We start from the raw sequence: 21,473 nt of genomic DNA on the forward strand, positions 1-21,473 counted from the left end.
GCCGAACAGGTAAGATTTTCCTACCTGCTCGAACCAAAAACCACCTGCTCGCGGAATAAGAAGCGGTCATAGCGTGAGACAGATAAACGCATCGCTGACGTGCCATCTTTGCGGGAGTAGGCTGTACCTATGAGCAACAAGGCCTCAGAACCCAAAACATCAGGCGCCGCGAAAACATCCGACGGCACCGCCAACACACACGAACCCCAAAACCTGCTGGATGCGACCCCGCGCACCGGCAGCCTCCCCCTTCACCTGGGGGAAGGCGACGCGGACTCTGAGAAAACTCAACCCGAAAAATCGCTCAACAGGCGTATTCTGGCGCTCGCCGTACCCGCCTTCGGCGCGCTGATTGCCGAGCCGCTGTTCGTGCTCGCCGACTCCGCACTCGTGGGGCAGCTGGGCACCGAAACCCTGGCGGGCATGAGCATTGCGGCAACCCTCATCACAACCGTGGTGGGACTCATGAATTTCCTTGCGTACTCGGTGACCCCGGCGGTTGCGCGCGCGTTCGGGGCGCATCGGCTGGCGCACGCCTACCGCATCGGCGTGGACGGCGTGTGGGTTGCGCTTGGACTCGGTCTGCTCATTATGGGTGTGGGTTATATCTTTGCCGACCCTGCGCTGCGCGGCATGGGCGCGAACGACGCAACCATCGGCTATGCGCGCGACTACCTGCACCATTCGCTGTGGGGCATTCCGCCCATGATGATGATTTTGGCGCTCATGGGCACCCTGCGCGGGCTGCAAGACACCGTGACCCCGCTCAAAGTTGCGGGCGTGGGCACCGTGGTGAATGTGGCGCTGAATTGGGTGCTGATATACCCGGTCGGCTGGGGCGTGGCCGGTTCGGCGACGGGCACATCGCTCACGCAGTGGGGCATGGCGCTCGCACTCGGTATATTTATTCATCTTAAGATGCGCCCGCAGGGCGTGACTTGGCGACCCGATATTGCGGGGATGCGCGGCGTGCTATCCCTCGGTTCCTGGCTGATGCTGCGCACCCTCTCGATGCGCCTGGCACTGCTGTCTACCGTATTTGTGGTGGCTCGCCTGGGCGACGAGCAGACGGCGGCATATCAGCTGGGCATGAGCGTGTTCAACCTGCTGCTCTTTGCCCTAGATTCTCTAGCAATAGCGGCGCAGGCGCTGCTGGGCAAGGAACTTGGAGAACGCGACCTGACGGCTGAATCCGGGCGTGCGAAAGTGCGTGAACTCAAGAATCGCCTGGTGCGTATGAGCCTGGTGTACGGGGTTGTCACCGGCGTTGTTGCACCCGTGATCGGTTTCTTTGGGAACTGGATTTTCACGCAGGATGCGCCCGTCGCCACCCTCTTCGCGTGGGCTACCCTCGTGATTGGCGTGGGGCAGCCAATAGCCGCATATGTATTCGTTCTTGATGGTATCCTCATGGGTGCTCAGGACGTGAAATACCTGGCAATTGGCTCATTTGTGATGCTGGTTGTTTATGCGCCCGTCATTTTCGGGATCCACTGGGCGGTTTCCGGTGGCCTGCTGAGTGCCACGGTGGGGTATCTGGGGCTGTGGGCAGCATACATCCTGTGGTACCAGGGCGTGCGGGCGTTCATCTTCGGCCGCCGCGCCGCCTCGGACGTATGGATTAAAGCTTAATTTTCCGGGGTTTACGCAGAATTCAGGCGTTGAGGACAAGTGTTTTCACGGTCTTTTAGCTTACGCATCGCGTTGAGGCATCTACTGGTGGCCCACGGCATCTATGTGCGAACGGACTATACCCTTAGTGGTATGTGTGCCCCTGAAACGGAGACGGTTCTGCGATGTGCATTGTCAGAGAAGGGACTGTATTCGCACCCTCACCTGAGGCTGGGGTTTGGAGTCTGACCCCGAAGCGCCGCTCTCTCGACTTGCTTGCGACAGTGAGCGCAGAACCGCTTCTTGAACATCACGGACAATTTCTTTGACCGTACGGGAGCCGTCGATTCCAATCTCGATAATGACCTTCTGCGCGCCCGACTCGATGATGACCCCGAATCGGGCGGCTGCAGGGTCGCCGCTCATACGGCTGCCAATGGCTTTCAGCGTGGAGCCGATCCCCGGTTCAATGCCGCGCACTCCGGGAACGGCAGTGACTACATGAGTCAATTCGGCTGCTGAGAGGTTAATCGTCATCGTGCAGATCCTCAATATGAATATTGACGGTTGGGGATAACTCTAGGTTCTCATAACACGCCTGGCGCACCGCATCACGAACCTGTTGAGCAAGTTGGGGGAGGCTACTGGTTGTGACGTGTGCAGAGATACGGCAGAAGATCGTATCCGGTATTCCCAGCTCTCGCTGACCTTCGGGAGCTGGGGCATGTTTGAAGGAAGACTTGAGTGCGCGAGCTCCGGGTACGGAGTCTACACTGCGTCGCACTAGGGCGCGTAGGGAGAACTCGGACATACTATATGGCCCTAAGTCGGTCGGCGGCATCTCTACCTGGGCACCGTGGCGCGTTTCGGCGAGTACCGCATCCATCATATGGCGCTGAGGCATCACCGATGCGCTCGACTGTGCTTCCAATGTGTCCCAGGTCTTGTGGAGTGAAGCGATTAGACGCAGGTACTCCCGTGTGGAGGCTTCGTCAAGCTCATAAGACTGAGCCGACTGTGTGGGCTGCGGTTCTGCGTGTGGGATGCGGGTGGTGGAACTCATTCCCACTCCTTCATATGGCGCATGACGAGGGAGCGGGCGCGTGCCAGCCTCCCCCGGACTGTGGATTCGGTTAGGTTTAGGGTTTGGGATATCTCCTCGTAGGACATGTCATCAACCTCTCGAAGCACCCAGACGATACGCAGCTCTTCAGGAGCGGATGCCAACAGCTTGGCTAATGCTTCTATCTGGGCGTTGACCTCACTTGACTGTGCCGGATCGTCGGTCGCTGTCGACGTTGTGTTAGGGAGGACGCTCGCGCTCTCAAGACCCTCTGAATCGTAAGGGTCAGTGGCTCGGCGCTGAAGTTGACGAATAGTGCTGGTGGCCTTATTAGTGCAGATACGCATGAGCCAACCCCGGAAGGCATCAGGATCCCGAAGCAGATGAAGACTCCGCCACGCCTGGACAAGGGTCTCTTGGACGATGTCCTCACTGTCATGGCGGTTACGCACGATCATGTAGGCGGTGCGAAACAGGCGCCCCTGATAACGTTCGACGAGCTTTCCGAAAGCGTCAATGTCACCATCCTGGGCTCGCAGTACCAGGTACCTGTCTTTACCCTGAGACGCAGCGCTCGGATGAGGCACATGCTCGGTGGGCGGACCGGTGGACTGCCCTGCATTGCTGCGCTTTTCATCGGTCATGGTTATCAGAACCGCCGCTCTCTAATGAGTGTTGTCCTGCCACAGTGTGGGCTGCACTCTGGGGTTTGCTGGCTTGTTCTAGGCGCAGCAGTACGTCGATCTGACGAGCATGCTTTCCCAGAGAGGAACTAACGTCGTGGTCAAGTCGGTTCCTGAGCTCGCTCACGGTCCATGCAACCTCGCTGTTCTCTGCTACGGTGACGGCTGCCTGCACCCACAGGTTGCTGGGTGAACCGGTGACCCATACTGAGCACCGTTGAACCCCCGGGACGTCTTCGGCTCGCTCAGACAGCGCTTGGGCTATGACATCGGGGCTGAGCGTGGCCAGAAGTGTGCCATCGGAGCCTGTCAGGCGCAAGGGGGATGCGGCAGCTTTACGGGGCACCTGCTTAATGAGCAGGACTAAGCCAAACGCGATGAGAAGAATCGACCCAAGGACGGCGGCTGGCAACAGCCAGTGTACCTGGGGCCCGACCCAGGTATCGACCCGGGTATCAGCTTTGGCGAGAACCGAGCTAAGCGCGGGCCATGACTGACCCACACCCATGCCGGAAGCCATAAGCCAGAGGGCTATCGCCGCGATGAGCAAACCGCTTACCGCAAGGACTATCCTATTGAGAATTCCAGATACCGAACGCATGGTTTTCTCTCTTTCAGCTCGTGTGCTGGATACGCACTCGGCTGTGTGCGGCTCCGACGGGTTTCAAAGTCTGTATAGCCTGCTCAGCTGCCTTCTGTGCGGCCTGACGCACAGGTTCGAGGTCATCCAGAACGCTGAACACTGTCACATTCACGCGCGTTCGACGGACTCGAACCCTAGCGCTGTGAACACCATCGACCCGCTCGACATGGGCTTGTACCAGCCTTGCTAGGTCACGGCGTGAAATGGCTGTCTGACCGGGTACGTTATCTGCAAGAACCTCAGTGCGTTCAAAAGCCCCCGGCCACAGAGCCAGGAGAAACATGAACAGACTGCATACGATCACAAAGCAGGCTGCCGCGAGTACCGCTGGCGACCCTATAATCGTGGAGCCGAGCCCGCTGACTGCTGAGGATGTTCCATTCGGCCACGCCCCGTTTAGAAGCCGGTTTCCCAGCGCCCAGATTCCCAGCCCTCCTACGATGAGGAGCAGTAACGCCAGGATAATGACGGGCAAACTCCGCGATGGGCGCCGGATGAGATTTTGTACGGGGGTTTTCATCGCAGAGCCCTCCTTACCTGGTTGTTCGGATTGAGCCAGGAGATCTCAATGTTGATCTTCTCAACCCTCAGCCCGGTGAAGTGCTCGACGCGCTGGCTCACATGCTCACGCACCTGTTGCAGAGTTGAAACCAGTGCTGTAGGGAAGGTAAGGCCGAGATCTAGGTGAAGGACAGCAACCTGACCGTAGAGATCACACTTTGCCTCGGGGCGTGAATGGAAATTTCGACGTGCCCCGATCCCGAGCAGCCCTCCGGCGTTCGAGCCCACATTTGCGCTCTCGTAGGCAGCCTGAGCCGCGATCTGCGCAACAACCTGGGCGGGAATGACGGTGACGCCGCGCTGCTCCTGCCGAGGGACCTCAGACAGAGAGCCCTCGGCACTGACAGCAGCGGGCTGTGTATTGGTCTCCGTCATTACTTCCTCCATCGATTAAGGATGCTTTGGACATCGACCCGGCCCTCCAGGTAAAGACCCACCACCGTTCCAACCAGGCCGCATAGCGCCACCAGGATGAAGTCGGCGAAGGAACCGAAAGCAAGAATTGTTCCCAGGAATAGGCCCACCAAAAGGGCCAGGTGTGTTGTCTTCATAAAAGATCCTCAGATCGGGGACGTCGGAGTAGATTACTTGAGATCGGCAGAGTCAGCGGAGTCGGAATCGTCGTCGGGCAGGTGAACGTCGGTGACGTCGATATTGACCTCTACTACCTCTAGCCCCGTGGTCCCCTCAATCTGCTCGATAATGTTGCGGCGGATAGCATTGGCTACTTCCACAATGGAGACTCCATATTCGACCACGACGGTGACATCTACGGCCGCCTGGGTCTCGCCCTTCTGGACGCTAATACCGCCAGCAACATTGGTCTGGGCGTTGGGGATGCGGTCGGTCACGGCGCTGAAGGCGCGGCGTACGGCATTGCCCATATCGTACACACCGGGAACTTCGCGGGTTGCCATGCCAGCGATTTTGGCAACAACGTTCTCTTCAATGGTGGTTACACCGTGCGAAGTCTGTAGGGGACCACGAGGAGTCTTGTCCTGCTGGGTTTCCTTGTTGTTTTCGCGCTCGCGCTGCTGACCGGTTTGGGGAATGGAGTTATCGCTCATGAGAGCCTCATTTCGTGTGTTTTCTCCGCTACGCGGATTATGATGTTTGATATTTGCGGCACGCATCGACGGTTGGGGAGTTCGGGCGCTACCCACGCCCTTTATCCGTTGTTGCGGTCGATGGTGACGCTACTATAAAGACGCTTGAGGCACTGAATTCCTCACGAATCAAAATGGTGATATATACCACTTTGTGTTGATGAGCGTGTACAAACACGATTGTTGCCTATGTTTGCTCGGCTCAGCTGCCTATCGTGCGGGTAGTCCTCATATACGCCAAAGCGGGCTATGCGGAAGCTGGGAATAGCTTCTGCATAACCCGCTTTTGCTTTATTTCTGCGATGCTGAAGCGACGCAAGAATATGGACTATTAGTTCTTTTTGCCGGTTACGCTTAGGTATATGGAGATTGCGACAATGGCGGCGATAATGGAGAGGATCCAGCGAATCCAGTCGATACCAGCGGTATCTGCAACGCCGAAGAAGCTCGCGATCCCTCCGCCAACGAATGCGCCAACAGCACCCAAGATAACGGTCCACAGTGCCGAGATGTTCTGGTGACCTCGCATGATGAGGCGGGCCAGAGCGCCGATGATAGCGCCGGCAATGATCATTCCGATGAGTCCAAGCATAATGGTTCTTCCTTTGTGAGTATCCGTCATAGCGCGGGCGCGCCTGAACGGATGATGATATGGGGTCTTAAGTGCGCAGATCGGTGAGGTTCCGCCTGAAAGTTCAGAAGCAGCCGGGGTTTCAGCTGCCTTTACTGTCACATATTGCGTGATTCGACGGGGCTGTTATCGCCTGCCGTCGTCTCTCAAGCCTACGGCGCTGATATGAAGACGCCATGAGCGCGCAAATCCTCACGCGTTCTATAAGTGTTTTACATCACCCTTAGCGTGAAGGGAGCTCTTAAGTCCTTCTGTTCGCCTCTTGCCTCCTGATGCCGTAGGGCAGGGAGGGTGGGGCGCTGGCAGATGGGCTTTTGGTCGGCATGGACTTGATCGGTGCAGCAATAAATAAAAAATCTTATTCTTGAGCATCCACTTTAATAATAAATTCGTGAATGCTGTTGTAAATTTTTAAATACATTATGGGAGTGAGGGGGTTTTATTAATAAATCCGGGGAAATTCCTCAGAATTGAATGAGAGTAGGCTGACAAAAATCTAAAAAAGGTTGTTTTGACGAATGTTCTGGAATTACATTAAAAATACCTCATGAATTCACGGATAAGTGATCATGAGGAAGTATCTTATATATCTATTTTTTGGGTTTTTCTGCATTATTAAATGCGAGGAGGTGGTGCACATACCTTGATGAATCGTGGATAAAAAATACCCAAAACTGTCAGGATTAAGAAAGAAATGAGGCGATACGCTATGAAAAAGTCACTCAAACGAACCCTGGTGGCCGGGGTTGCAGGCGCGGTTCTTGCGGCCGGTGCCGCTATTCCGGCGAATGCTGCATCCAGCACGTCAAGTCTCGTTCCGCCGCGAACTGAGATTGATGCCACGGTCCACGGGCCGGGGTCTAGCATGTGGTGCCACAGTGTTATCTATGTGTTTTACACTCCCATTAACTATCAGGAGCCCCGGTATGAAACCGTGACGGCGTGCGGGAACGAAACGGTGACAAAACACCTGGTGTCAAACCATACGCAGGTGGCGGTCGCTGGTGAGGAATATCATCTGGCTATTACTGCTTCCCCGCGAGGATAGCGGCAAGATTGATATCCAGATGCGGTCTGCGGCAAATTATTGTATCTGCCGCAGACCGCACTGATGCTGAATTATTTTAAATTTTAGAATGCTTTTTGATCCTAGGATTTAATGTAAAAATATTTTCTTGATGATATATACCGATCATTTTATGGCGGTTCATGCCGACACAGTTTAAATATTTTATACTTCTGAAGATTATGTATTCGGATATGCTTTTTCGAGGAAAGAATAGTCATCCCAGTATCCGCGGTCCCACCACTCGATAAATTCGATGTTTTTACCTTCGCATCCGAGGGTGAGGAAATCCTCGAAGAAAATCAGGCGCTCGGAGAAAATAGAACTGTCGTGCCTCTCGATGCGCATTTTTTCGTGAAATTTGCGCGGTGAAAGTCCCAAGCTCACGCCGTCGAGGGTGTCACCATCCAGGATCTGCAGGGAGAACAGAACAACCTTCCCATCAGCCAATCCAAGATCCACCACGCGTTCGGCGCCACCCAGAGTAACGCGACCCTTGAAACGCTCACACCCGGGGAATGACGAATCATGAAGTTCTTTATTAAATTGTTCATGGTAGTAACCGATAGGCTGTCCGAGTTCCAGCTGGGGCGGGGCCTCAAACTGAAAATCCATATTCTTCACCTTTCCTGAGGGGCCATGAAAATCCTTATAAAGTACCCTCGAAACATACGTAATATACCCAAAGGCGCATTATTTACTGAATGAAGGCGTGCAAAATAATCGGAACCGCTATATATCACCGTGTGCTCGTTCCGGGCTCTGATAGTAGATCGGAGCGGCATGTAGCTGCTGGATCGCCTCAATAAAACTCGGGTCCAGCTCCCCCAACTCATCAAACCAAGACCAGTCGTCAGAGCTGGACTCATGCTTATAGGTCATAAGTTCTCCTTTTTTAGAAGACATATAAAGGTGGGTTGGGATCCTTCACTTCGGCCCGCCAGACTCTAAACCCTACGGTAAACCTCGTCGAAGGGCAGGCGGAAGCGCTCGCCCCAGATGCCGTGGCCGGGTTTGCGGATACCGCAGGCGACCACCATATTAATCTCGACATTGCGCGGCAGGTTGAGGAGTTTCTTCACGCGGTGACTGTCGAAGCCTTCCATCGGGCAGGTGTCGTACCCCGCCTCGGTCATTGCGAGCATAAACGTCTGCGCCACCAGGCCGCAGCTCTTGTGCACAACCACGCGATAATCGTGCTCCGAAACCTCACGCATCATCGGAACGAATAGGCCCGCACAATTCGCCATTGCCGCGCGGGATGCGCCCAGCAGACCAAAGCAGCGTGCGTACAGGAGCGGCATAGCCTTGGTGTAGTACATTTCCCAATTCTTGATGCGGTCTTTCTGCTTCTCAGGCGGGCTGTTACGCTCAACATTGCCGCGTTCAAATTCCAGCGCGGCTTTCGCGCGGCGGCGGTACAAATCCTGGCGTGTTACGAACACCACCATCTGCTGCGCGGTCTTGGCGGCCTGTTGGTGCATGCACGCAGCGGCGAGTTTATTCAGGGTGGCGGGATCAGTCACGTGGTAGAGCTCGTACAGCTGCATATTTGAACTTGTGGGCGCCAGCTGAGCCGCCTGCAAACACTCTTTGACAACATTGGCATCAATGGGCTGGTTCTCGTCGTAGTGGCGCACCGAACGGCGGCGGTTCAGCAAGTCTAGCAGGGACATTATGCGACTCCTTTCCACGGCGGCGTTCCGAAGGCATATAAAACTTGCCTTCACCTTTAAGGCTAGCGTTCGCGGGCGCGAAATTCACGCATAATTTTGGATATTTAAGTGAACGCGATGCCGTATAAAGCCCCTTGTGAGCATAGGTTTTATAGTGGAAAGAAGCAGGCGCAGTATAAGAACGAGGAGGCTCTGTGATACTTCTGAACATTCTTGCCCACGATACCCTCAACGAACAGGCTGATGCGCCCGGCTGGATATTCCCCGTTGTGCTTGCAGTTGTTGTTATTGCGTTCGTGGCTATCGGTGCCGTTATTCTCAAGGGTATTATGCGGGATTCGGGCGATACCTCCCAGCGCGCCGCCCATAAGGCGGAACGCAAAATCGCCACAAAAACCGGAAAGAAACTTGGTCGCACGGCACATGATAAATACCGGGAGCACCGCGAAGAATAGCTGGCCGGTACGAAGAGATCGGGCGGGAACTCAAAAAGAGCAGACTACTTGGCCCACACAACGAGCCCATCAAGCGGCTTGCGCGGCTTCGGGTCGATCTCGCGCGAGCGGTAGCCGAAGGTTGCGGCAACGGATACGCCGTAATCCTCGGGGTCGAGGAGCCCTTCCTCGGTGAGGAGCTGGGTGACCGCATCGTAGTCTATGCCTTCAACGGGGCAGGAATCGATGCCGAGCATCGCTGCGCCCGTAAGCATATTCGCCAGCGCAATATAAGTGTTCTTCCTAGTCCACTCGAAAAGGGAACGCTCGTCGTCGGCGATCTTCATATCGTGTACCTGGAACTTTTTGTACCTGTCCAGCGCCATCTGCATCTGGTCTTCGGGAAGATTACGCTTCGCGAGCGCCTGCAGCAGGAAATCGGAATCGTAGCGGGCGTTCTTTTTCGCCACAATAATCACCACGTGGCTGGCGTCATCGAGCGTGTTTGCCATACCCCAGGCGATAGGCTTGAGCTTCTCGCGCAGCTCTTTATTCTGTATCACCAGGAATTTCCACGGCTCGGAACCAACCGAGCTGGGGGAGAGGCGCCCAAACTCAAGGATTGTGTTGAAGTCTTCATCGCTGATTGTACGGGCAGGGTCGTAGGAGCGGGTAGAAACGCGGCGCTTGAAAATTTCGAGTGCTTGTTCACGAGTGAGAATCATGGTTTTCCTTTTCTGTGCTGGGTTTCTATGACGGAATTTAGTATATCGAGCAGGGATGCGCCTCCCGCCGGTTTTTTCGCACAGCGTGATTGACTGCGTTGCCCAAAGCGTGCTTTAGATGCGCTCCTACGGCTAACAACATATCGTTTGGACAAACCGCCGCCGATCTTCAGCTGGTTTTTCGGGTGAAAGAGCCCGGTGAGCGGCCTGCACAATCAGAGAGGCTGGAACTGCATCATATGTTTTCCCCTGGGACTCGACGGTTCGGCACTGTTCACCGTGGCACACATCGTCGCAGGTGCTGCTTCCCTGTATCCCACCCACTAGATCTTCCAGGGGTACACCCATAATCCAGATACGATTGGATTCCTCAGGATGAGTCAAGAATTCTTCTTCACTCATTGTACGGATTTCCAGATGAGGCTGAACACCCTGAGGCAAGAGCTCAGCTTCCAATACCTGTAAAGCCTTGCTCAGCTCCTCACCTGTTGTACCGCACCGTGAGCAGGTTTGTTTTTCGGTATTGACAAGGTGCTGCCAGATAATAGGTAGAGTTTTCATCAGGGACTACCTTTTCTTTTGAAACTATAATCTATTCGGTTGTGATGAGATGGGGCGTGGGCACGCCAGTGTTTACGCCACTTTTACGGTGTATTCCAGGGCCTTGCTCGGGTGCATGGTCACTGAGACGTATCCGTTGGCGGGCGTGCGCACATAGTCGAGGTAATCTTCCATAGACGGACCAAATCCCTCAACATCGTCTACGGCAATCACGGCGCGGTCGGCAAGATGCGGCTCCAACAGCTGAAAGACGGGAAGCACCAGGTCAGGCCACCCGTCGAGAAGCACAAAATCGGGGCTGAAATCCAAGTCTTGCAGGGTCTTCAGCGCATCGCCTTCGCGTAGCTCGATATAGTCCGCAAGCCCCGCCCGCTCAAAATTTTTCCGCGCGGCCTCAGCCTTATGAGGCACGTATTCGCAGGTGATTACGCGCCCGCCATTGCGTTTTGCGGCGGCGGCAAGATACAGCGTCGAGATGCCGTAGGACGTACCAAACTCAACGATATTCCGCGCGCCGCTCGCCAGCGCCTGCATATACAGAAACTCGCCCTGCTGCGGGGTTATGGGGATGTATTTATCGGTATAAAAATCTTCGTTCTCGGTCTCCCAATCAATCCCCCTGCCTAAAATCTGGTGGATTTTCGGCAGAAAATGCATGAACATACGCTTGCCCTGCTTGAGTGTGGCATCGTAGAGATCATAGAGTGTGTCTTCGATCGGTGGGTCGTTGAGGAATGTGAACATTTGCGGGGTTAATTTGGGCATGTGAATCTCCCGGATGCTTCGGCACGTAATTACCTGCACCACAAAATTCAGAGGTATACCCCTGAAAATAGTGCGGTCATGTGATTCTTCTTATCATGCCAGCGTCAGCAGGGGGAGTACAAGGGATTTGCGCGAAGACGCACAAAAGACGAAGCCCCCCCCGTCCCAAACCGGGCTAACGCTCAAATCGGGTGAGGCGCATCGAATTGAGTACCACAAACACCGAACTGAACGCCATGGCCGCGCCCGCAATCATCGGGTTCAGCAACCCTGCCGCTGCGACCGGCACCGCGATAGTGTTGTATGCGAACGCCCAGAACAGATTCGACTTGATAGTGCGCAAAGTCGCCCGCGAAAGCCGCAGCGACGTGGGGATAGCGCGCATATCCGAGCGCATCAGCACAATATCCGCCGCCTGCACCGCAACATCCGTACCTGAGCCCATTGCCATGCCCAGGTCTGCGCGGGCCAGGGCGGGTGCATCGTTCACGCCGTCGCCAACCATCGCCACCCGGTAGCCTTCATCCTGAAGCTGCGCGATAACTTCGGATTTACGTTCGGGCGTGACCCCCGCGAAGACGTTCCCCGGCTTAATCCCCACGCTGGATGCGATAGCCTGGGCAACCTCGGGGGCGTCGCCGGTCAGCAGTACAGGCTCTAAGCCCAGTTCGTGAAGCTCAGCGATAGCCTGCGCCGACTCGGGCTTGGGGGAGTCCGCCAGCGCGATGAGCCCGACAGGCAAGGGATCTTTCGTGCCGATTGCGCGAGCCACAGCCACAGTGGTCAGCCCTTCCGAGCGCGCCTGCGCGAGCATCTGATGCTGCTTCTCGGTGAGTGCAACGCCCGCCTGCAGCAGGTATTCGGGGGTGCCCACCAGCACCAGGCGGCGGGACTCCCCGTCGGTATCGGCGGGCACAAGCTCACCGCGCACACCTCCGGGCACACCCTCAAAATTTTCGACGGTACCGAGAAATGCTCCATAATTTTCTGTCGCAAAACGCGCAATAGCATGGGCTATTGGATGCTCGCTCAGTGCCTCCACGGCTGCGGCATCGCTCAGAATAGATACAGAACGTTCGCTCTTTGAAGAGGCGTTGTCGGCCGTGACTTCGGTGAAATCGTCGAAGGTTCCAAAGCGCGCCACGCGCATTGTGCCTTCGGTGACGGTTCCGGTTTTATCCAGCACGATGCGGTTCACTGTATGCGTAGTTTCCAGCACCTGCGCGTTGCGAATCAGTATGCCCAGTTGCGAGCCGCGCCCGGTGCCCGCCAGCAGCGCCGTGGGGGTTGCCAGACCGAGTGCGCACGGACAGGCGATCACCAGCACCGAAACCGCCGCGTTGAACGCACGCGGCACATCGTGCGATACAACCAGCCACCCGATGAGGGTCAGGAGTGAAATCACCAGAATTATTGGCACGAAAATCGCAGAAACACGGTCGGCAAGGCGCGCGATGGGTGCCTTCGTTTCCTGAGCGGCGGCAACCAGCTCGCCCATTTTCGCGAGCGTCGTCTCAGAGCCCACGCGGGTTGCGCGCACCGTCAGCGACCCGGAGGTGTTCAGGGTTGCGCCGGTGACCGCATCGCCCGCCGAAACCTCGACAGGCACCGATTCGCCGGTCAGCAGGGAGGCGTCCACGGCGGAAGACCCTGCAATAACCGTGCCGTCAGTGGCGATTTTTTCACCCGGGCGCACCAAGAATTCGTCTCCCGGCAGCAGGTCCTCGACCGGAATCTGCACCTCGCGCGTGGTTCCCCGCTTGTCGGTACGAAGCAGGGTCGCGGTGCGTGCTCCCAGGCTCAGCAGGGTGCGCAGAGCCTCAGAAGAGCGGGTTCGTGTGCGGTGCTCAACTGCCCGCCCGATCAGCAGGAATAAAGTCACCATCGACGCCGAATCAAAATACAGTGGCGCATGGTTACCGCTCAAGAACATGCCGAGAATGCCCCCCTGCATGGGGTGAACATGCTCGGTCAGCCCGGGGTTCATGAACAGCTGCGCGAGTGAATACAGGTAGGCGACAATCACGCCGAGAGAAACCAGCGTATCCATCGTGCTGCTGAAGTGGCGTGCGTTCGTGAGAGCGGCGCGGTGAAACGGCTCGGCGCTATAGACCGCAACCGGCAGCGTGATAAGCGCAAGCACCCAGCCCCAGTGCGGGAACTGGAACGTGGGGAACATTGAAATCAAGAAAATCGGCACACCCAGCAACAACGCCACAACGATGCGCCACCCCAAGCCCCCACTGCGCGCGTTGGTCCTCTCTTCGGACTCTGCATCGCGAACCTCGGTTTTGAGCGATGCCGTATACCCGGCGTTATTGACCGTTTCAATGATCTGCTCATCGGTAATATCGGCGGGAACGATCACGCGCGCAGACTCCAGCGGCAGGTTCACGGCGGGATCAACCCCCGGAATTTTGCGGAGTTTACGTTCCACGCGGCCCACGCAGGATGCGCACGTCATGCCCTGAACATCCAGGTGGATAATGCGCGTCTGCCCGCCATTAGCCGAGGAATCGAAAAGAGAACGCTCGTTCTCAGCTGTGGTGGATGCTGTTTGAGTTGAGTTACCCATGTTCTTCGCCTCTGTTCTCAATGCTCACGATGCTGTGCTGTCTTCGGGTTTTGCCTGCTGCGGATGCGCCTGCCGCAGGCCGCCCTGATCTATACTTCGCCTTCGTCCGGCAGTCCATCGGCACGGTTGCTGCGCGGTCGCTGCCCGGTTAGTTTTGAGCCTCGATTGTTCACCCCGCGAACCCGCGTGACGGCGGCACGCCTGAATGTGCGGCGTTGAGCGAGGGCGTCGTATGCGGTGCCGTGCACACCGGGATGCGGCTTATCGCCGGTGCCGTCAGCGGGGGTATTCGCCGCATGATCCTGTGAGGAATGTATACGCGATGCGCCCCGCCGTTTCAGCCCGCGCTGATCCTCGCGCGCCGTATAGGGGGTGAAGTCGCGCACCCACGCATCCAGCAGATCGGAGTCGAGTCCCATCTGCCGTGCCACGCGGGAAATCGCCTCGGTCAGGTGAATGTTCTCGGTGCCTACGAGTGCGCGCACTGCCCCGACCGCCATTGCCTGGTACTGCGGAGAATACGCCATGATTAGACGGCGGGAGTGAAGCCAGCTTCAACGATGGCGTCCGCTACGGCTTGTGCGTTGAGGGTGCCTTCGTGCTCGATGGTGACGGTCGAAACGCCGTCTTTGACCACGTCTACGTTCACGCCGGTGACGCCCGGAACTTCGCCGACTTCTTCACTCACGCTCATGGCGCAGTGGTTGCAGGTGAGGCCGGTTGCTTTGACGGTGGTGATTGCCATGATGGTTCCTTCCAGAATTTTTGGAATTACAAAACTTGTGGATGCGCCGCCCGCGTGTCAGCTGCGCATCATGCGGGATATTGCGGCGGTTGCCTCTTTGATTTTCTCATCAACGATCGTCGCATCACCTGTACGTTCGGATTCAATCGCGGCGTTGGTGACGCAATGCCCCATATGTTCTTCGAGCAGGTTGAGAGAGACTGCATGAAGCGCTTTGGAAACCGCCGCGACCTGAGTAAGCACATCAATACAGTACTTGTCTTCCTCGACCATGCGGGCGATACCGCGCACTTGCCCTTCGATGCGGCGCAGGCGCTTCAAATGCGCCTCCTTGTTTGGGGTATACCCGTGTGGTTGTGCTGAGGAATCACGCTTTGTCATATCTTTAGCCTATACCTCCCAGGGGTATATGTGCAACATTGTTTCGCCGTCTGTAAATCTGCCCCCTCGCGTCGTAAATCGTACACTTTCCTGCATGTCGTACGCTTTAACCCTACGAATATGCAGCAAAGTGTACGACTTATGATTTGCATGCCATGATTTCTATATGACGACAATGAAGTACATCATCGATAGCATCAAAACATATAGCGACCTCATTGCTGAAGGCTATTCGGAACGCTATCTCGCAAAGCTCAAAAGATCGAATACCATATTTCCGCTGGTAAGAGGCGTCTATGTTAGCCTGCAGAAGTGGAGCTCATGGAGTACTCAAGAACAAAACTTTGCGTACCATGTAGCCGCTGCCCGCCGTGCACCTCAGCTAACTTTTACCCGCGAATCGGCGGCATTTTTACACGGTATTCCTCTCTTGCAGATGCCTCAGAAAATACATGCGGCAACCTCAAAATCCGTCAGGCGTGGTGCCCGCACACGGGTGATGTACCATGTCACAACCGCTGAGGTTCAAGAACGTGCAGTCTGGATTGAGGAGTTTTTGAGAACACTTAATCCGCTGGATACGCTTGTTGATTGTGCTCGCAATCTTCCTTTTTATGAAGCCTGCTGTATAGGCGATGGCATACTTCATCGGGGTCTCGTCACATCCGCTGAGGTTCAGGAATCCCTCACAGCTGTATCGCGTCGAGGGTCGGCTAAAGCCCGAAAAGTCGCTGCGGCTGTAGATGAGCGTTCCGGGTCGGTCGCCGAAACTGTTACCCGCCTCCACCTGTCTGCTCACGGTTTTCCAGTCCCTGAGCTGCAATACAAATTTACCCACCGTGGAAGAAACTACTACAGCGATTTTGCGTGGAAAGAATATAAACTCGTACTCGAAATTGATGGACGCATGAAATATCGTGGTACTTTTGGGATTCCCACCGAAGAGGCGCTTATTGCCGAGCGTGAGCGCGAGAAGATTATCCAAAACCAAGGATGGCATGTGGTGCGTGCACATTGGGAAGACCTTTACCCAACCTCGGCAGGTCTGCGAGACATCCTTGTTCCGTATCTAAAGCCCGTACACTTTCCTGCATGTCGTACGCTTTAACCCTACGAATATGCAGCAAAGTGTACGACTTAGTGAGCGCAAAGCAAAAGGACGCCCGTCGATACCGAGCGTCCCTAGCCAATAAAGAGCTTTACACCCTTACATCCCCTGCGCCTGGATAGCGGTGATCGCCACCGTGTTGATGATGTCCTCAACGGTGGTACCGCGTGAAAGGTCGTTCACAGGCTTGCGCAGACCCTGCAGCACGGGGCCAACGGCGGGGGCACCCGAAGACTGCTGCACAGCCTTGTAGGTGTTGTTGCCGGTGTTCAGGTCAGGGAAAATAAACACGGTCGCCTGGCCCGCCACCTGGCTGTCGGGCATCTTGGTCGAAGCAATCGACATGTTCGAGGCCGCATCGTACTGAATCGGACCCTCCACCGCGAAATCCGGGTTAGAGGCGCGCACAATCTCGGTTGCCTCACGCACCACATCCACATCCGCACCAGAGCCGGAGGTACCGGTCGAGTACGAGAGCATAGCCACCTTTGGATCAACCCCGAACTGGCGCGCAGTCTCGGCGGAAGCCTTCGCAATATCCGCCAGCTGCTCGGCATTCGGGTTCGGGTTCACGGCACAGTCGCCGTACACCAGCACGCGGTCTTCCATGAGCATCAGGAACACCGAAGACACAATCTTGGTGCCCGGGCGGGTCTTAATGAACTCCAGCGAGGGGCGAATCGTGTTCGCGGTCGTATTGATAGCGCCCGAGACCATGCCATCCGCAAGACCCTTGTAAACCAGCATCGTACCGAAATATGAGGGATCGCTCATGCGTTCACGCGCACCCTCAATAGTCATGCCCTTGTGCGCACGCAGTTCAGCATAGGTTGCCGCAAAATCCTCACTGTATTCGTTATTCGCAATGTCGATAATACGAATCGAGGCAGGCAAGTTAATACCCTCAGCCTGGCAGATTTCCGAAATCTTATCCGGGTTGCCCAGCAGAATCAGGTCACAGAAATCGCGGCGCGCAATCATCTCGGCTGCACGCAGAATACGCACATCATAGCCCTCAGGCAGAACCACGGAACGGCGGTTCGCGCGGGCGGTCTCAATCAGGTTGTGCAGGAATCGCAGCGGAGTCATCGAAGCCGGGCGCTCAAGCTCAAGGCGTGAAAGCAGCTCTTCCTGGTTCACGTATTCATCCCAGCCGCCGAATGCGCTCGCAAGCTTGCGAGCCTGGCCGCTGATCACGCTGCCGTGCACGCGGGAAACAGCGCGCGCCGACTTAAAGGTGTCGCGGTCGGTCGATAGTACCGGGAAAGGCGCGCTTTCAAGCAGGCTACCCACAGCGGTGTTATTGCCGGGCAGGTTGTTGAGCCCGCCTGTGAGCAGCATACCCGAAGGTGCCGGGAACGTGGGCGAAAGCGCGGATGCGAGGGTCGCGGCCACAACATCGGCGCGGTCGCCGGGAACGATCACGAAGTCGCCGTCGGCAAACTGGTTGAGGAAGTTTGAGACGGTCATTGCGGCAATCTTGATCTCGTTAATGTCACGGCCAAGATCTTCCTGCGACAGGTGCGAACCGTCGAGTTTGAGGGCGGAGACGACCTCCGCGATGGTGGGCTTACCCAGGTCTGCGATTTCGGGCAGAACGTAGACGGGGAACTTATGCTCGCCCAGCTTAACGTTCTTCTCAATGCTCTCACGCAGCTCGGGGTCGGCACGGTTGACGATAATCGAGAACAGATCAACCTTGGCTGCCTTAAGCTCGGAACGTGCAACCTCTACGGCGTTGGTTGCCTCTTCGAGGGATGCCTCGTTCGCACCCACGATAGCGATCACGGGCAGACCTAAATCGCGGGAAACCTGGGCGTTGAGATCGAACTCGACGGCGAGTGCGTTCTGGGCGGTCAGGTATATGCCGTCCACGATCACAACATCGCTGTGGGCGGCAATTTCTTCATAGGCGGAAACCGCGCGGGCCGAAATTTCTTCGGTGTTGCCCTCCGCAATGAACTCTAGTGCCTCGGTGAGCGATACTGCGCCGCCCACCTGCTCGTCAGAGAGGTTAAAGTGCTCTTTCATCAGGCGGATCATGGGGTCATCGCTGGCAGTTTCGCCCTTGAAAATGGGGCGGAAAAAGCCTACTCGATCGGCGCGCTTCACAAGGGAATCTGCGAGGCCCAGGGCGATCAGGGATTTGCCTGAGTCCTGGGTCATCGCCGAGAGATAAATGCCGGTGGTCATAGTGCTCCTTTGGCGTTGAACGTTCGGCGGGGGCGCGCTAACAATCCGGTACGTACGTTGGATGCGCCGGATGCGGCGACTCTCGTCGAGTTTGTCTTGTCCTTTCTATCTTATCGGGGTTGAGAGTCGGGCAAACCTTTTGTCGCGGTGCGAGAGGGATTGAAGACTGCATCATGGTGTGTTTTTGGTGCGTATTTTCGTGGTTAATATGGTTTTAAGTGGGGCTTGAGAAACCTTTTGTGGCGAAAAGCATGCTGTCATGCACTAAACACACAATCAAATATCTCGCCCTATCAAACGTCGCTTTCACGCAGTATTATGCAAAATTCTTGTACTTTCAGCGAAAGTCCCCGGGGCGCGTGTCGGCTCTCTGTAGATTTTTCGTGTGAGAACCTACGATTGAAATATGTTGTTTGCATTTTCTGTAGCTCCTACGGGCGGGGGTTCCGCCGACGGTTCTGTTCACGATGCGGTTGCCGAGGCCGTATCTATCGTTCGTTCTTCCGGTCTGCCGCATCAAACCGGGCCCATGTTCACCACGATTGAGGGCGACTGGGACGAGTGCATGGATGTTATTAAACGCGCTACCGAGGCGGTGACGAAACGTGCCCCGCGCGTCTCACTGGTGGTCAAGGCCGATATTCGCCCCGGTCACGATCATGGCGAAATTGAGGGTAAGGTGCAGCGTCTCAATGCGGCTATAGATCAGATGGAATCTGGTAAATAAGCTCGGAATACTGGCTTGACAAGGCTATATGTTGTATGCGGCATATAGAATTAACGGCTATCGTGGCGATGCTCTATGCGTGCGTAACGGGTGGTGCTTACAGTCCTTGTGAAGGTACTTCTAGCCGTTGAAATGCGTGTGCCGCAGGAAAACTCAACTGTATTCCAGATTAGGCATATACGGCTGACCTGGTAGCTCGGGCAGCGACAGGCAGGTTCGCGGTTTAAGGCTCGAATTCCTGCCTGCTGCCCGAACCTAGCGTAGGCTTATGTGCATGGCGAAAAAGAAAAACCGCAACGCTGCCTCGCGCCGCGCCGAGCATCCGAACAAAACAGGTGCGGTTGCCGGTGTGTACCCCATTTCGACCGGTGAGGCTGAGCTTGTGCCCGATGGTTACCACTCTGATGGTTGGCTTCTGCTCATCAACGGTGTGCAGTCTTCGCATGTAATAGTGGGGCAGCCGCGCATGCTCGATTTTGAGTACATGCGCTGGATTGTTGCGGTTCTCGACTCGCATATTCAGACTCATCTTAATCCCGAAAAACTGCGTATCACCCATCTGGGTGGCGGGGCGTGTTCTCTAGCGCGCTATTGCGCGGACGTATACCCAAATTCACGCAATACCGTTGTGGAGCTTGATGCCAAGCTGGCCGAACATGTGCGTGACTGGTTTGATATTCCTAAGTCGCCGCGCGTAAAAATTCGGGTGGGTGATGCAGGCACCGTCACTCGCTCGTTTGCACCGGCATCGCGCGATGTAGTTATTCGCGATGTGTTCGCGGTAGATAAAACTCCGGTGGAACTTACAGGCGTGGATTTCGTGCGGACGGTTGATCACTCCCTGGCGCCCGGTGGACTGTATATTCTCAACTGCGGCGATGACCGCGCGCTTAATGCCGCCCGTGCCGAAGCCGCCGCCTTGCTTGAGGTGTTTGAATACGTGAGTATTGTGGCCGATTCCGCAATGCTTAAAGGAAGGCGGCGCGGAAATATTATTCTGGCGGGTTCACATGTTCCGCTTCCGCAGCTTAGAAGTGCCGAGGCGGCATCTATTTCTCGCGTCCTCATGGGTGGGGGAGTACCTGCCCAGTATTGGGATACTGAGAAGGTTCGGGCCTTCGCCCGGAAGGGTGCATAAATCGCATTTGTCTAACCCTGATACCTGCTATATGCCTGATCGGGAATATGGCATATATCGGCAAAAATTTTTATTTATACTAGTCAAATACCTTATATTCCTATATCGGAATATATTTTATGTACCCAAAAAGCACTTACCCAAGCTGCGGAAAATAAGGATGCAGTTTCTCGCGAAGCACCCGCGACGAAGGATAAAAATCTTCCCACCGAACCTGAACCATATGCCAACCTGCGGGGGTGGGTACATCCGCGTGAGGAAGCGCGGCGTCGGAAGCCACCATTGCAAGACCCACCCGCTGTTCGAGCCACACGAAACTCGCCTGCCGGGTGCGTAACATGCGGTACACACCCGCATAGTCCGAGGCTCGGTTCGGGGCATGCGCATCCGAAGTCCCCAGCAGATATGCCTCAAAATCCAGCCGATGCACGGGCGCAGGAAGACCCATCTCAACCAGCTGCAGACGCGCCACGCTTTCCAGAAGTGAGCTGCTGCGCGCATCCGCATGCGTGGCAATATGGGTGGCCGCCGAATTTTGGCTCGCCTGCAAACGCGGCAAAATCTCTTCGGGGGCAAGCATTCGGCGATGCAGCGCGGCATCGACAAGGGCGCATCCTTCAAGAACGGGAAGTGTGCGGGCACAATCCAGGAGGGTCTGCGAGAGCTCAGTAACCCGAAAATTCGGGCGTAAAACCGTCACCTGTACTGAGGCTTCATTGCTTGTATGCTCCAGAATGCCGTCCGACGCCGCCCCTCGCACCGAATATCCGGCAAGCACATGCAAATTCTGCGGCACATGCAGAAGCGGCAGACCGTATAAAAACGCCGCCGAAGACAGGCAAAACACGCATGTAGAGTCACGCAGTGCCAGCGCGGTGTGGCGCGCCAAAACCTGAAGGGAAGGCGTAAAAGAATCCCAGACCGATGCGGCAATATACACCCCTTGAAGCACGCTGACCAGCTCTTTTGTGCGTAGTTTACGCCGCATCGTGGTGCGGGTATACCCGGAATTAAGCAGCCTTTCCTGGGTATAAAGCTGATCAAGAAGCGTGAAGTTGGGTGACATATCCTCAAGTATGGC

At 55.9% G+C, this 21,473-nt stretch carries 27 protein-coding genes; 6 read left to right on the plus strand and 21 right to left on the minus strand.

The features are described 5' to 3' along the window. The first annotated feature begins 129 nt into the window (after window positions 1–129). Entirely contained in the window at window positions 130–1,632 is a 1,503-nt protein-coding gene (locus tag HMPREF2609_RS01710; protein ID WP_070534681.1) for an MATE family efflux transporter, read from the plus strand. 174 nt (window positions 1,633–1,806) lie between these two features. Here HMPREF2609_RS01710 and HMPREF2609_RS01715 read toward each other — a convergent pair whose 3' ends face one another. The 9 genes from HMPREF2609_RS01715 to HMPREF2609_RS01750 all read right to left on the minus strand — a co-directional run bounded on the left by HMPREF2609_RS01715 (window position 1,807) and on the right by HMPREF2609_RS01750 (window position 6,259). After that, window positions 1,807–2,148: a transcriptional regulator gene (locus HMPREF2609_RS01715; protein ID WP_070534683.1), complete on the minus strand. Its 342-nt coding sequence runs from the start codon at window positions 2,146–2,148 to the stop codon at window positions 1,807–1,809. Then, on the minus strand, window positions 2,138–2,674 hold the full coding sequence (locus tag HMPREF2609_RS01720) for an Asp23/Gls24 family envelope stress response protein (RefSeq protein ID WP_070534686.1): 537 nt from the start codon (window positions 2,672–2,674) through the stop codon (window positions 2,138–2,140). The genes HMPREF2609_RS01715 and HMPREF2609_RS01720 overlap by 11 nt, the downstream gene beginning before the upstream one ends. Further along, window positions 2,671–3,318, minus strand: a complete 648-nt coding sequence (locus HMPREF2609_RS01725; protein ID WP_070534690.1) for an RNA polymerase sigma factor — start codon at window positions 3,316–3,318, stop codon at window positions 2,671–2,673. The genes HMPREF2609_RS01720 and HMPREF2609_RS01725 overlap by 4 nt, the downstream gene beginning before the upstream one ends. Further along, window positions 3,308–3,958 carry an Asp23/Gls24 family envelope stress response protein gene (locus HMPREF2609_RS01730; protein WP_070534692.1) on the minus strand — a complete coding sequence of 217 codons (651 nt, stop codon included), beginning with the start codon at window positions 3,956–3,958 and terminating at the stop codon, window positions 3,308–3,310. Before HMPREF2609_RS01730 ends, HMPREF2609_RS01725 begins: the two co-directional genes overlap by 11 nt. A 13-nt stretch (window positions 3,959–3,971) precedes the next feature. Beyond that, window positions 3,972–4,520, minus strand: coding sequence for a DUF6286 domain-containing protein (locus HMPREF2609_RS01735; RefSeq protein ID WP_048755352.1), 549 nt, complete (start codon window positions 4,518–4,520; stop codon window positions 3,972–3,974). After that, entirely contained in the window at window positions 4,517–4,936 is a 420-nt protein-coding gene (locus HMPREF2609_RS01740) for an Asp23/Gls24 family envelope stress response protein (protein ID WP_048755351.1), read from the minus strand. The genes HMPREF2609_RS01735 and HMPREF2609_RS01740 overlap by 4 nt, the downstream gene beginning before the upstream one ends. Continuing rightward, a complete protein-coding gene (locus HMPREF2609_RS10870) occupies window positions 4,936–5,112 on the minus strand; it encodes a hypothetical protein (protein WP_004005823.1) in 177 nt (58 codons plus the stop codon). Before HMPREF2609_RS10870 ends, HMPREF2609_RS01740 begins: the two co-directional genes overlap by 1 nt. A 33-nt stretch (window positions 5,113–5,145) precedes the next feature. Continuing rightward, the gene (locus HMPREF2609_RS01745) at window positions 5,146–5,628 is read right to left on the minus strand and encodes an Asp23/Gls24 family envelope stress response protein (RefSeq protein WP_070534802.1); all 483 of its coding nucleotides are present in this window, start codon (window positions 5,626–5,628) and stop codon (window positions 5,146–5,148) included. 370 nt (window positions 5,629–5,998) lie between these two features. Then, window positions 5,999–6,259, minus strand: coding sequence for a GlsB/YeaQ/YmgE family stress response membrane protein (locus HMPREF2609_RS01750; protein WP_037231409.1), 261 nt, complete (start codon window positions 6,257–6,259; stop codon window positions 5,999–6,001). A gap of 748 nt (window positions 6,260–7,007) precedes the next feature. Here HMPREF2609_RS01750 and HMPREF2609_RS01755 point away from each other — a divergent pair. Next, window positions 7,008–7,346 (plus strand): hypothetical protein, encoded by a 339-nt coding sequence (locus HMPREF2609_RS01755; RefSeq protein WP_048753593.1) that lies wholly within the window; start codon window positions 7,008–7,010, stop codon window positions 7,344–7,346. 198 nt (window positions 7,347–7,544) lie between these two features. Here HMPREF2609_RS01755 and HMPREF2609_RS01760 read toward each other — a convergent pair whose 3' ends face one another. The 3 genes from HMPREF2609_RS01760 to HMPREF2609_RS01770 form a co-directional block, all read right to left on the minus strand. Further along, window positions 7,545–7,979 carry a hypothetical protein gene (locus HMPREF2609_RS01760; RefSeq protein ID WP_070534694.1) on the minus strand — a complete coding sequence of 145 codons (435 nt, stop codon included), beginning with the start codon at window positions 7,977–7,979 and terminating at the stop codon, window positions 7,545–7,547. A gap of 117 nt (window positions 7,980–8,096) precedes the next feature. Next, window positions 8,097–8,246, minus strand: coding sequence for a hypothetical protein (locus tag HMPREF2609_RS01765; RefSeq protein WP_048753597.1), 150 nt, complete (start codon window positions 8,244–8,246; stop codon window positions 8,097–8,099). 65 nt (window positions 8,247–8,311) lie between these two features. After that, window positions 8,312–9,040, minus strand: a complete 729-nt coding sequence (locus HMPREF2609_RS01770; RefSeq protein WP_048753598.1) for a nitroreductase family protein — start codon at window positions 9,038–9,040, stop codon at window positions 8,312–8,314. Window positions 9,041–9,234: 194 nt separating this feature from the next. On the opposite strand from HMPREF2609_RS01770, the gene HMPREF2609_RS01775 reads away from it, so the two are divergent. Beyond that, on the plus strand, window positions 9,235–9,495 hold the full coding sequence (locus HMPREF2609_RS01775; RefSeq protein ID WP_070534696.1) for a hypothetical protein: 261 nt from the start codon (window positions 9,235–9,237) through the stop codon (window positions 9,493–9,495). 44 nt (window positions 9,496–9,539) lie between these two features. Here HMPREF2609_RS01775 and HMPREF2609_RS01780 read toward each other — a convergent pair whose 3' ends face one another. The 7 genes from HMPREF2609_RS01780 to HMPREF2609_RS01810 all read right to left on the minus strand — a co-directional run bounded on the left by HMPREF2609_RS01780 (window position 9,540) and on the right by HMPREF2609_RS01810 (window position 15,226). Then, window positions 9,540–10,199 (minus strand): NAD(P)H-dependent oxidoreductase, encoded by a 660-nt coding sequence (locus tag HMPREF2609_RS01780; protein ID WP_048755347.1) that lies wholly within the window; start codon window positions 10,197–10,199, stop codon window positions 9,540–9,542. Window positions 10,200–10,331: 132 nt separating this feature from the next. After that, a complete protein-coding gene (locus HMPREF2609_RS01785) occupies window positions 10,332–10,760 on the minus strand; it encodes a DUF2703 domain-containing protein (protein WP_070534698.1) in 429 nt (142 codons plus the stop codon). A 72-nt stretch (window positions 10,761–10,832) separates the two neighbouring features. Then, on the minus strand, window positions 10,833–11,525 hold the full coding sequence (locus HMPREF2609_RS01790) for an O-methyltransferase (RefSeq protein WP_070534700.1): 693 nt from the start codon (window positions 11,523–11,525) through the stop codon (window positions 10,833–10,835). Window positions 11,526–11,700: 175 nt separating this feature from the next. Continuing rightward, window positions 11,701–14,100, minus strand: coding sequence for a heavy metal translocating P-type ATPase (locus tag HMPREF2609_RS01795; protein WP_070534702.1), 2,400 nt, complete (start codon window positions 14,098–14,100; stop codon window positions 11,701–11,703). An 89-nt stretch (window positions 14,101–14,189) separates the two neighbouring features. Next, the gene (locus HMPREF2609_RS01800; RefSeq protein ID WP_048753608.1) at window positions 14,190–14,627 is read right to left on the minus strand and encodes a hypothetical protein; all 438 of its coding nucleotides are present in this window, start codon (window positions 14,625–14,627) and stop codon (window positions 14,190–14,192) included. A 2-nt stretch (window positions 14,628–14,629) separates the two neighbouring features. Next, window positions 14,630–14,845 (minus strand): heavy-metal-associated domain-containing protein, encoded by a 216-nt coding sequence (locus tag HMPREF2609_RS01805; RefSeq protein ID WP_023133507.1) that lies wholly within the window; start codon window positions 14,843–14,845, stop codon window positions 14,630–14,632. Between the two features lie 57 nt (window positions 14,846–14,902). Further along, window positions 14,903–15,226 (minus strand): metal-sensitive transcriptional regulator, encoded by a 324-nt coding sequence (locus HMPREF2609_RS01810; RefSeq protein WP_006888377.1) that lies wholly within the window; start codon window positions 15,224–15,226, stop codon window positions 14,903–14,905. A 166-nt stretch (window positions 15,227–15,392) separates the two neighbouring features. Between HMPREF2609_RS01810 and HMPREF2609_RS01815 the strand changes: the two genes are divergently transcribed. Further along, the gene (locus HMPREF2609_RS01815; protein ID WP_070534704.1) at window positions 15,393–16,334 is read left to right on the plus strand and encodes a type IV toxin-antitoxin system AbiEi family antitoxin domain-containing protein; all 942 of its coding nucleotides are present in this window, start codon (window positions 15,393–15,395) and stop codon (window positions 16,332–16,334) included. A 99-nt stretch (window positions 16,335–16,433) separates the two neighbouring features. On the opposite strand, the gene pta is transcribed toward HMPREF2609_RS01815, so the two are convergent. Next, on the minus strand, window positions 16,434–18,527 hold the full coding sequence (gene pta, locus HMPREF2609_RS01820) for a phosphate acetyltransferase (RefSeq protein ID WP_048751675.1): 2,094 nt from the start codon (window positions 18,525–18,527) through the stop codon (window positions 16,434–16,436). A gap of 406 nt (window positions 18,528–18,933) precedes the next feature. On the opposite strand from pta, the gene HMPREF2609_RS01825 reads away from it, so the two are divergent. Together HMPREF2609_RS01825 and HMPREF2609_RS01830 are read left to right on the plus strand one after the other, a co-directional pair. Then, window positions 18,934–19,254, plus strand: coding sequence for a thiamine-binding protein (locus HMPREF2609_RS01825; RefSeq protein WP_013398021.1), 321 nt, complete (start codon window positions 18,934–18,936; stop codon window positions 19,252–19,254). A 274-nt stretch (window positions 19,255–19,528) separates the two neighbouring features. Next, a complete protein-coding gene (locus tag HMPREF2609_RS01830) occupies window positions 19,529–20,392 on the plus strand; it encodes a spermidine synthase (RefSeq protein WP_070534707.1) in 864 nt (287 codons plus the stop codon). Between the two features lie 136 nt (window positions 20,393–20,528). Here the strand turns inward: HMPREF2609_RS01830 and HMPREF2609_RS01835 are convergent, their stop codons facing one another. Continuing rightward, on the minus strand, window positions 20,529–21,458 hold the full coding sequence (locus tag HMPREF2609_RS01835; RefSeq protein ID WP_070534709.1) for a hypothetical protein: 930 nt from the start codon (window positions 21,456–21,458) through the stop codon (window positions 20,529–20,531). Window positions 21,459–21,473 lie beyond the last annotated feature (15 nt).

Origin of the sequence: Rothia sp. HMSC058E10 (genome assembly GCF_001809415.1) — a bacterium.
GTDB lineage: Bacteria > Actinomycetota > Actinomycetes > Actinomycetales > Micrococcaceae > Rothia > Rothia dentocariosa.

Excerpts from the sequence above, each read along its gene's own strand:
- HMPREF2609_RS01825 (WP_013398021.1), top strand. The coding sequence starts at position 18,934 with ATGTTGTTTGCATTTTCTGTAGCTCCTACGGGCGGGGGTTCCGCCGAC.
- HMPREF2609_RS01765 (WP_048753597.1), bottom strand. The coding sequence starts at position 8,246 with ATGACCTATAAGCATGAGTCCAGCTCTGACGACTGGTCTTGGTTTGAT.
- HMPREF2609_RS01810 (WP_006888377.1), bottom strand. The coding sequence starts at position 15,226 with ATGACAAAGCGTGATTCCTCAGCACAACCACACGGGTATACCCCAAAC.
- pta (WP_048751675.1), bottom strand. The coding sequence starts at position 18,527 with ATGACCACCGGCATTTATCTCTCGGCGATGACCCAGGACTCAGGCAAA.
- HMPREF2609_RS01715 (WP_070534683.1), bottom strand. The coding sequence starts at position 2,148 with ATGACGATTAACCTCTCAGCAGCCGAATTGACTCATGTAGTCACTGCC.
- HMPREF2609_RS01740 (WP_048755351.1), bottom strand. The coding sequence starts at position 4,936 with ATGACGGAGACCAATACACAGCCCGCTGCTGTCAGTGCCGAGGGCTCT.
- HMPREF2609_RS01725 (WP_070534690.1), bottom strand. The coding sequence starts at position 3,318 with ATGACCGATGAAAAGCGCAGCAATGCAGGGCAGTCCACCGGTCCGCCC.
- HMPREF2609_RS01815 (WP_070534704.1), top strand. The coding sequence starts at position 15,393 with ATGACGACAATGAAGTACATCATCGATAGCATCAAAACATATAGCGAC.
- HMPREF2609_RS01745 (WP_070534802.1), bottom strand. The coding sequence starts at position 5,628 with ATGAGCGATAACTCCATTCCCCAAACCGGTCAGCAGCGCGAGCGCGAA.
- HMPREF2609_RS01735 (WP_048755352.1), bottom strand. The coding sequence starts at position 4,520 with ATGAAAACCCCCGTACAAAATCTCATCCGGCGCCCATCGCGGAGTTTG.
- HMPREF2609_RS01790 (WP_070534700.1), bottom strand. The coding sequence starts at position 11,525 with ATGCCCAAATTAACCCCGCAAATGTTCACATTCCTCAACGACCCACCG.
- HMPREF2609_RS01770 (WP_048753598.1), bottom strand. The coding sequence starts at position 9,040 with ATGTCCCTGCTAGACTTGCTGAACCGCCGCCGTTCGGTGCGCCACTAC.
- HMPREF2609_RS01755 (WP_048753593.1), top strand. The coding sequence starts at position 7,008 with ATGAAAAAGTCACTCAAACGAACCCTGGTGGCCGGGGTTGCAGGCGCG.
- HMPREF2609_RS01710 (WP_070534681.1), top strand. The coding sequence starts at position 130 with ATGAGCAACAAGGCCTCAGAACCCAAAACATCAGGCGCCGCGAAAACA.
- HMPREF2609_RS01780 (WP_048755347.1), bottom strand. The coding sequence starts at position 10,199 with ATGATTCTCACTCGTGAACAAGCACTCGAAATTTTCAAGCGCCGCGTT.
- HMPREF2609_RS01830 (WP_070534707.1), top strand. The coding sequence starts at position 19,529 with ATGGCGAAAAAGAAAAACCGCAACGCTGCCTCGCGCCGCGCCGAGCAT.
- HMPREF2609_RS01800 (WP_048753608.1), bottom strand. The coding sequence starts at position 14,627 with ATGGCGTATTCTCCGCAGTACCAGGCAATGGCGGTCGGGGCAGTGCGC.
- HMPREF2609_RS01730 (WP_070534692.1), bottom strand. The coding sequence starts at position 3,958 with ATGCGTTCGGTATCTGGAATTCTCAATAGGATAGTCCTTGCGGTAAGC.
- HMPREF2609_RS01835 (WP_070534709.1), bottom strand. The coding sequence starts at position 21,458 with ATGTCACCCAACTTCACGCTTCTTGATCAGCTTTATACCCAGGAAAGG.
- HMPREF2609_RS01795 (WP_070534702.1), bottom strand. The coding sequence starts at position 14,100 with ATGGGTAACTCAACTCAAACAGCATCCACCACAGCTGAGAACGAGCGT.
- HMPREF2609_RS01785 (WP_070534698.1), bottom strand. The coding sequence starts at position 10,760 with ATGAAAACTCTACCTATTATCTGGCAGCACCTTGTCAATACCGAAAAA.
- HMPREF2609_RS01760 (WP_070534694.1), bottom strand. The coding sequence starts at position 7,979 with ATGGATTTTCAGTTTGAGGCCCCGCCCCAGCTGGAACTCGGACAGCCT.
- HMPREF2609_RS01750 (WP_037231409.1), bottom strand. The coding sequence starts at position 6,259 with ATGCTTGGACTCATCGGAATGATCATTGCCGGCGCTATCATCGGCGCT.
- HMPREF2609_RS10870 (WP_004005823.1), bottom strand. The coding sequence starts at position 5,112 with ATGAAGACAACACACCTGGCCCTTTTGGTGGGCCTATTCCTGGGAACA.
- HMPREF2609_RS01720 (WP_070534686.1), bottom strand. The coding sequence starts at position 2,674 with ATGAGTTCCACCACCCGCATCCCACACGCAGAACCGCAGCCCACACAG.
- HMPREF2609_RS01805 (WP_023133507.1), bottom strand. The coding sequence starts at position 14,845 with ATGGCAATCACCACCGTCAAAGCAACCGGCCTCACCTGCAACCACTGC.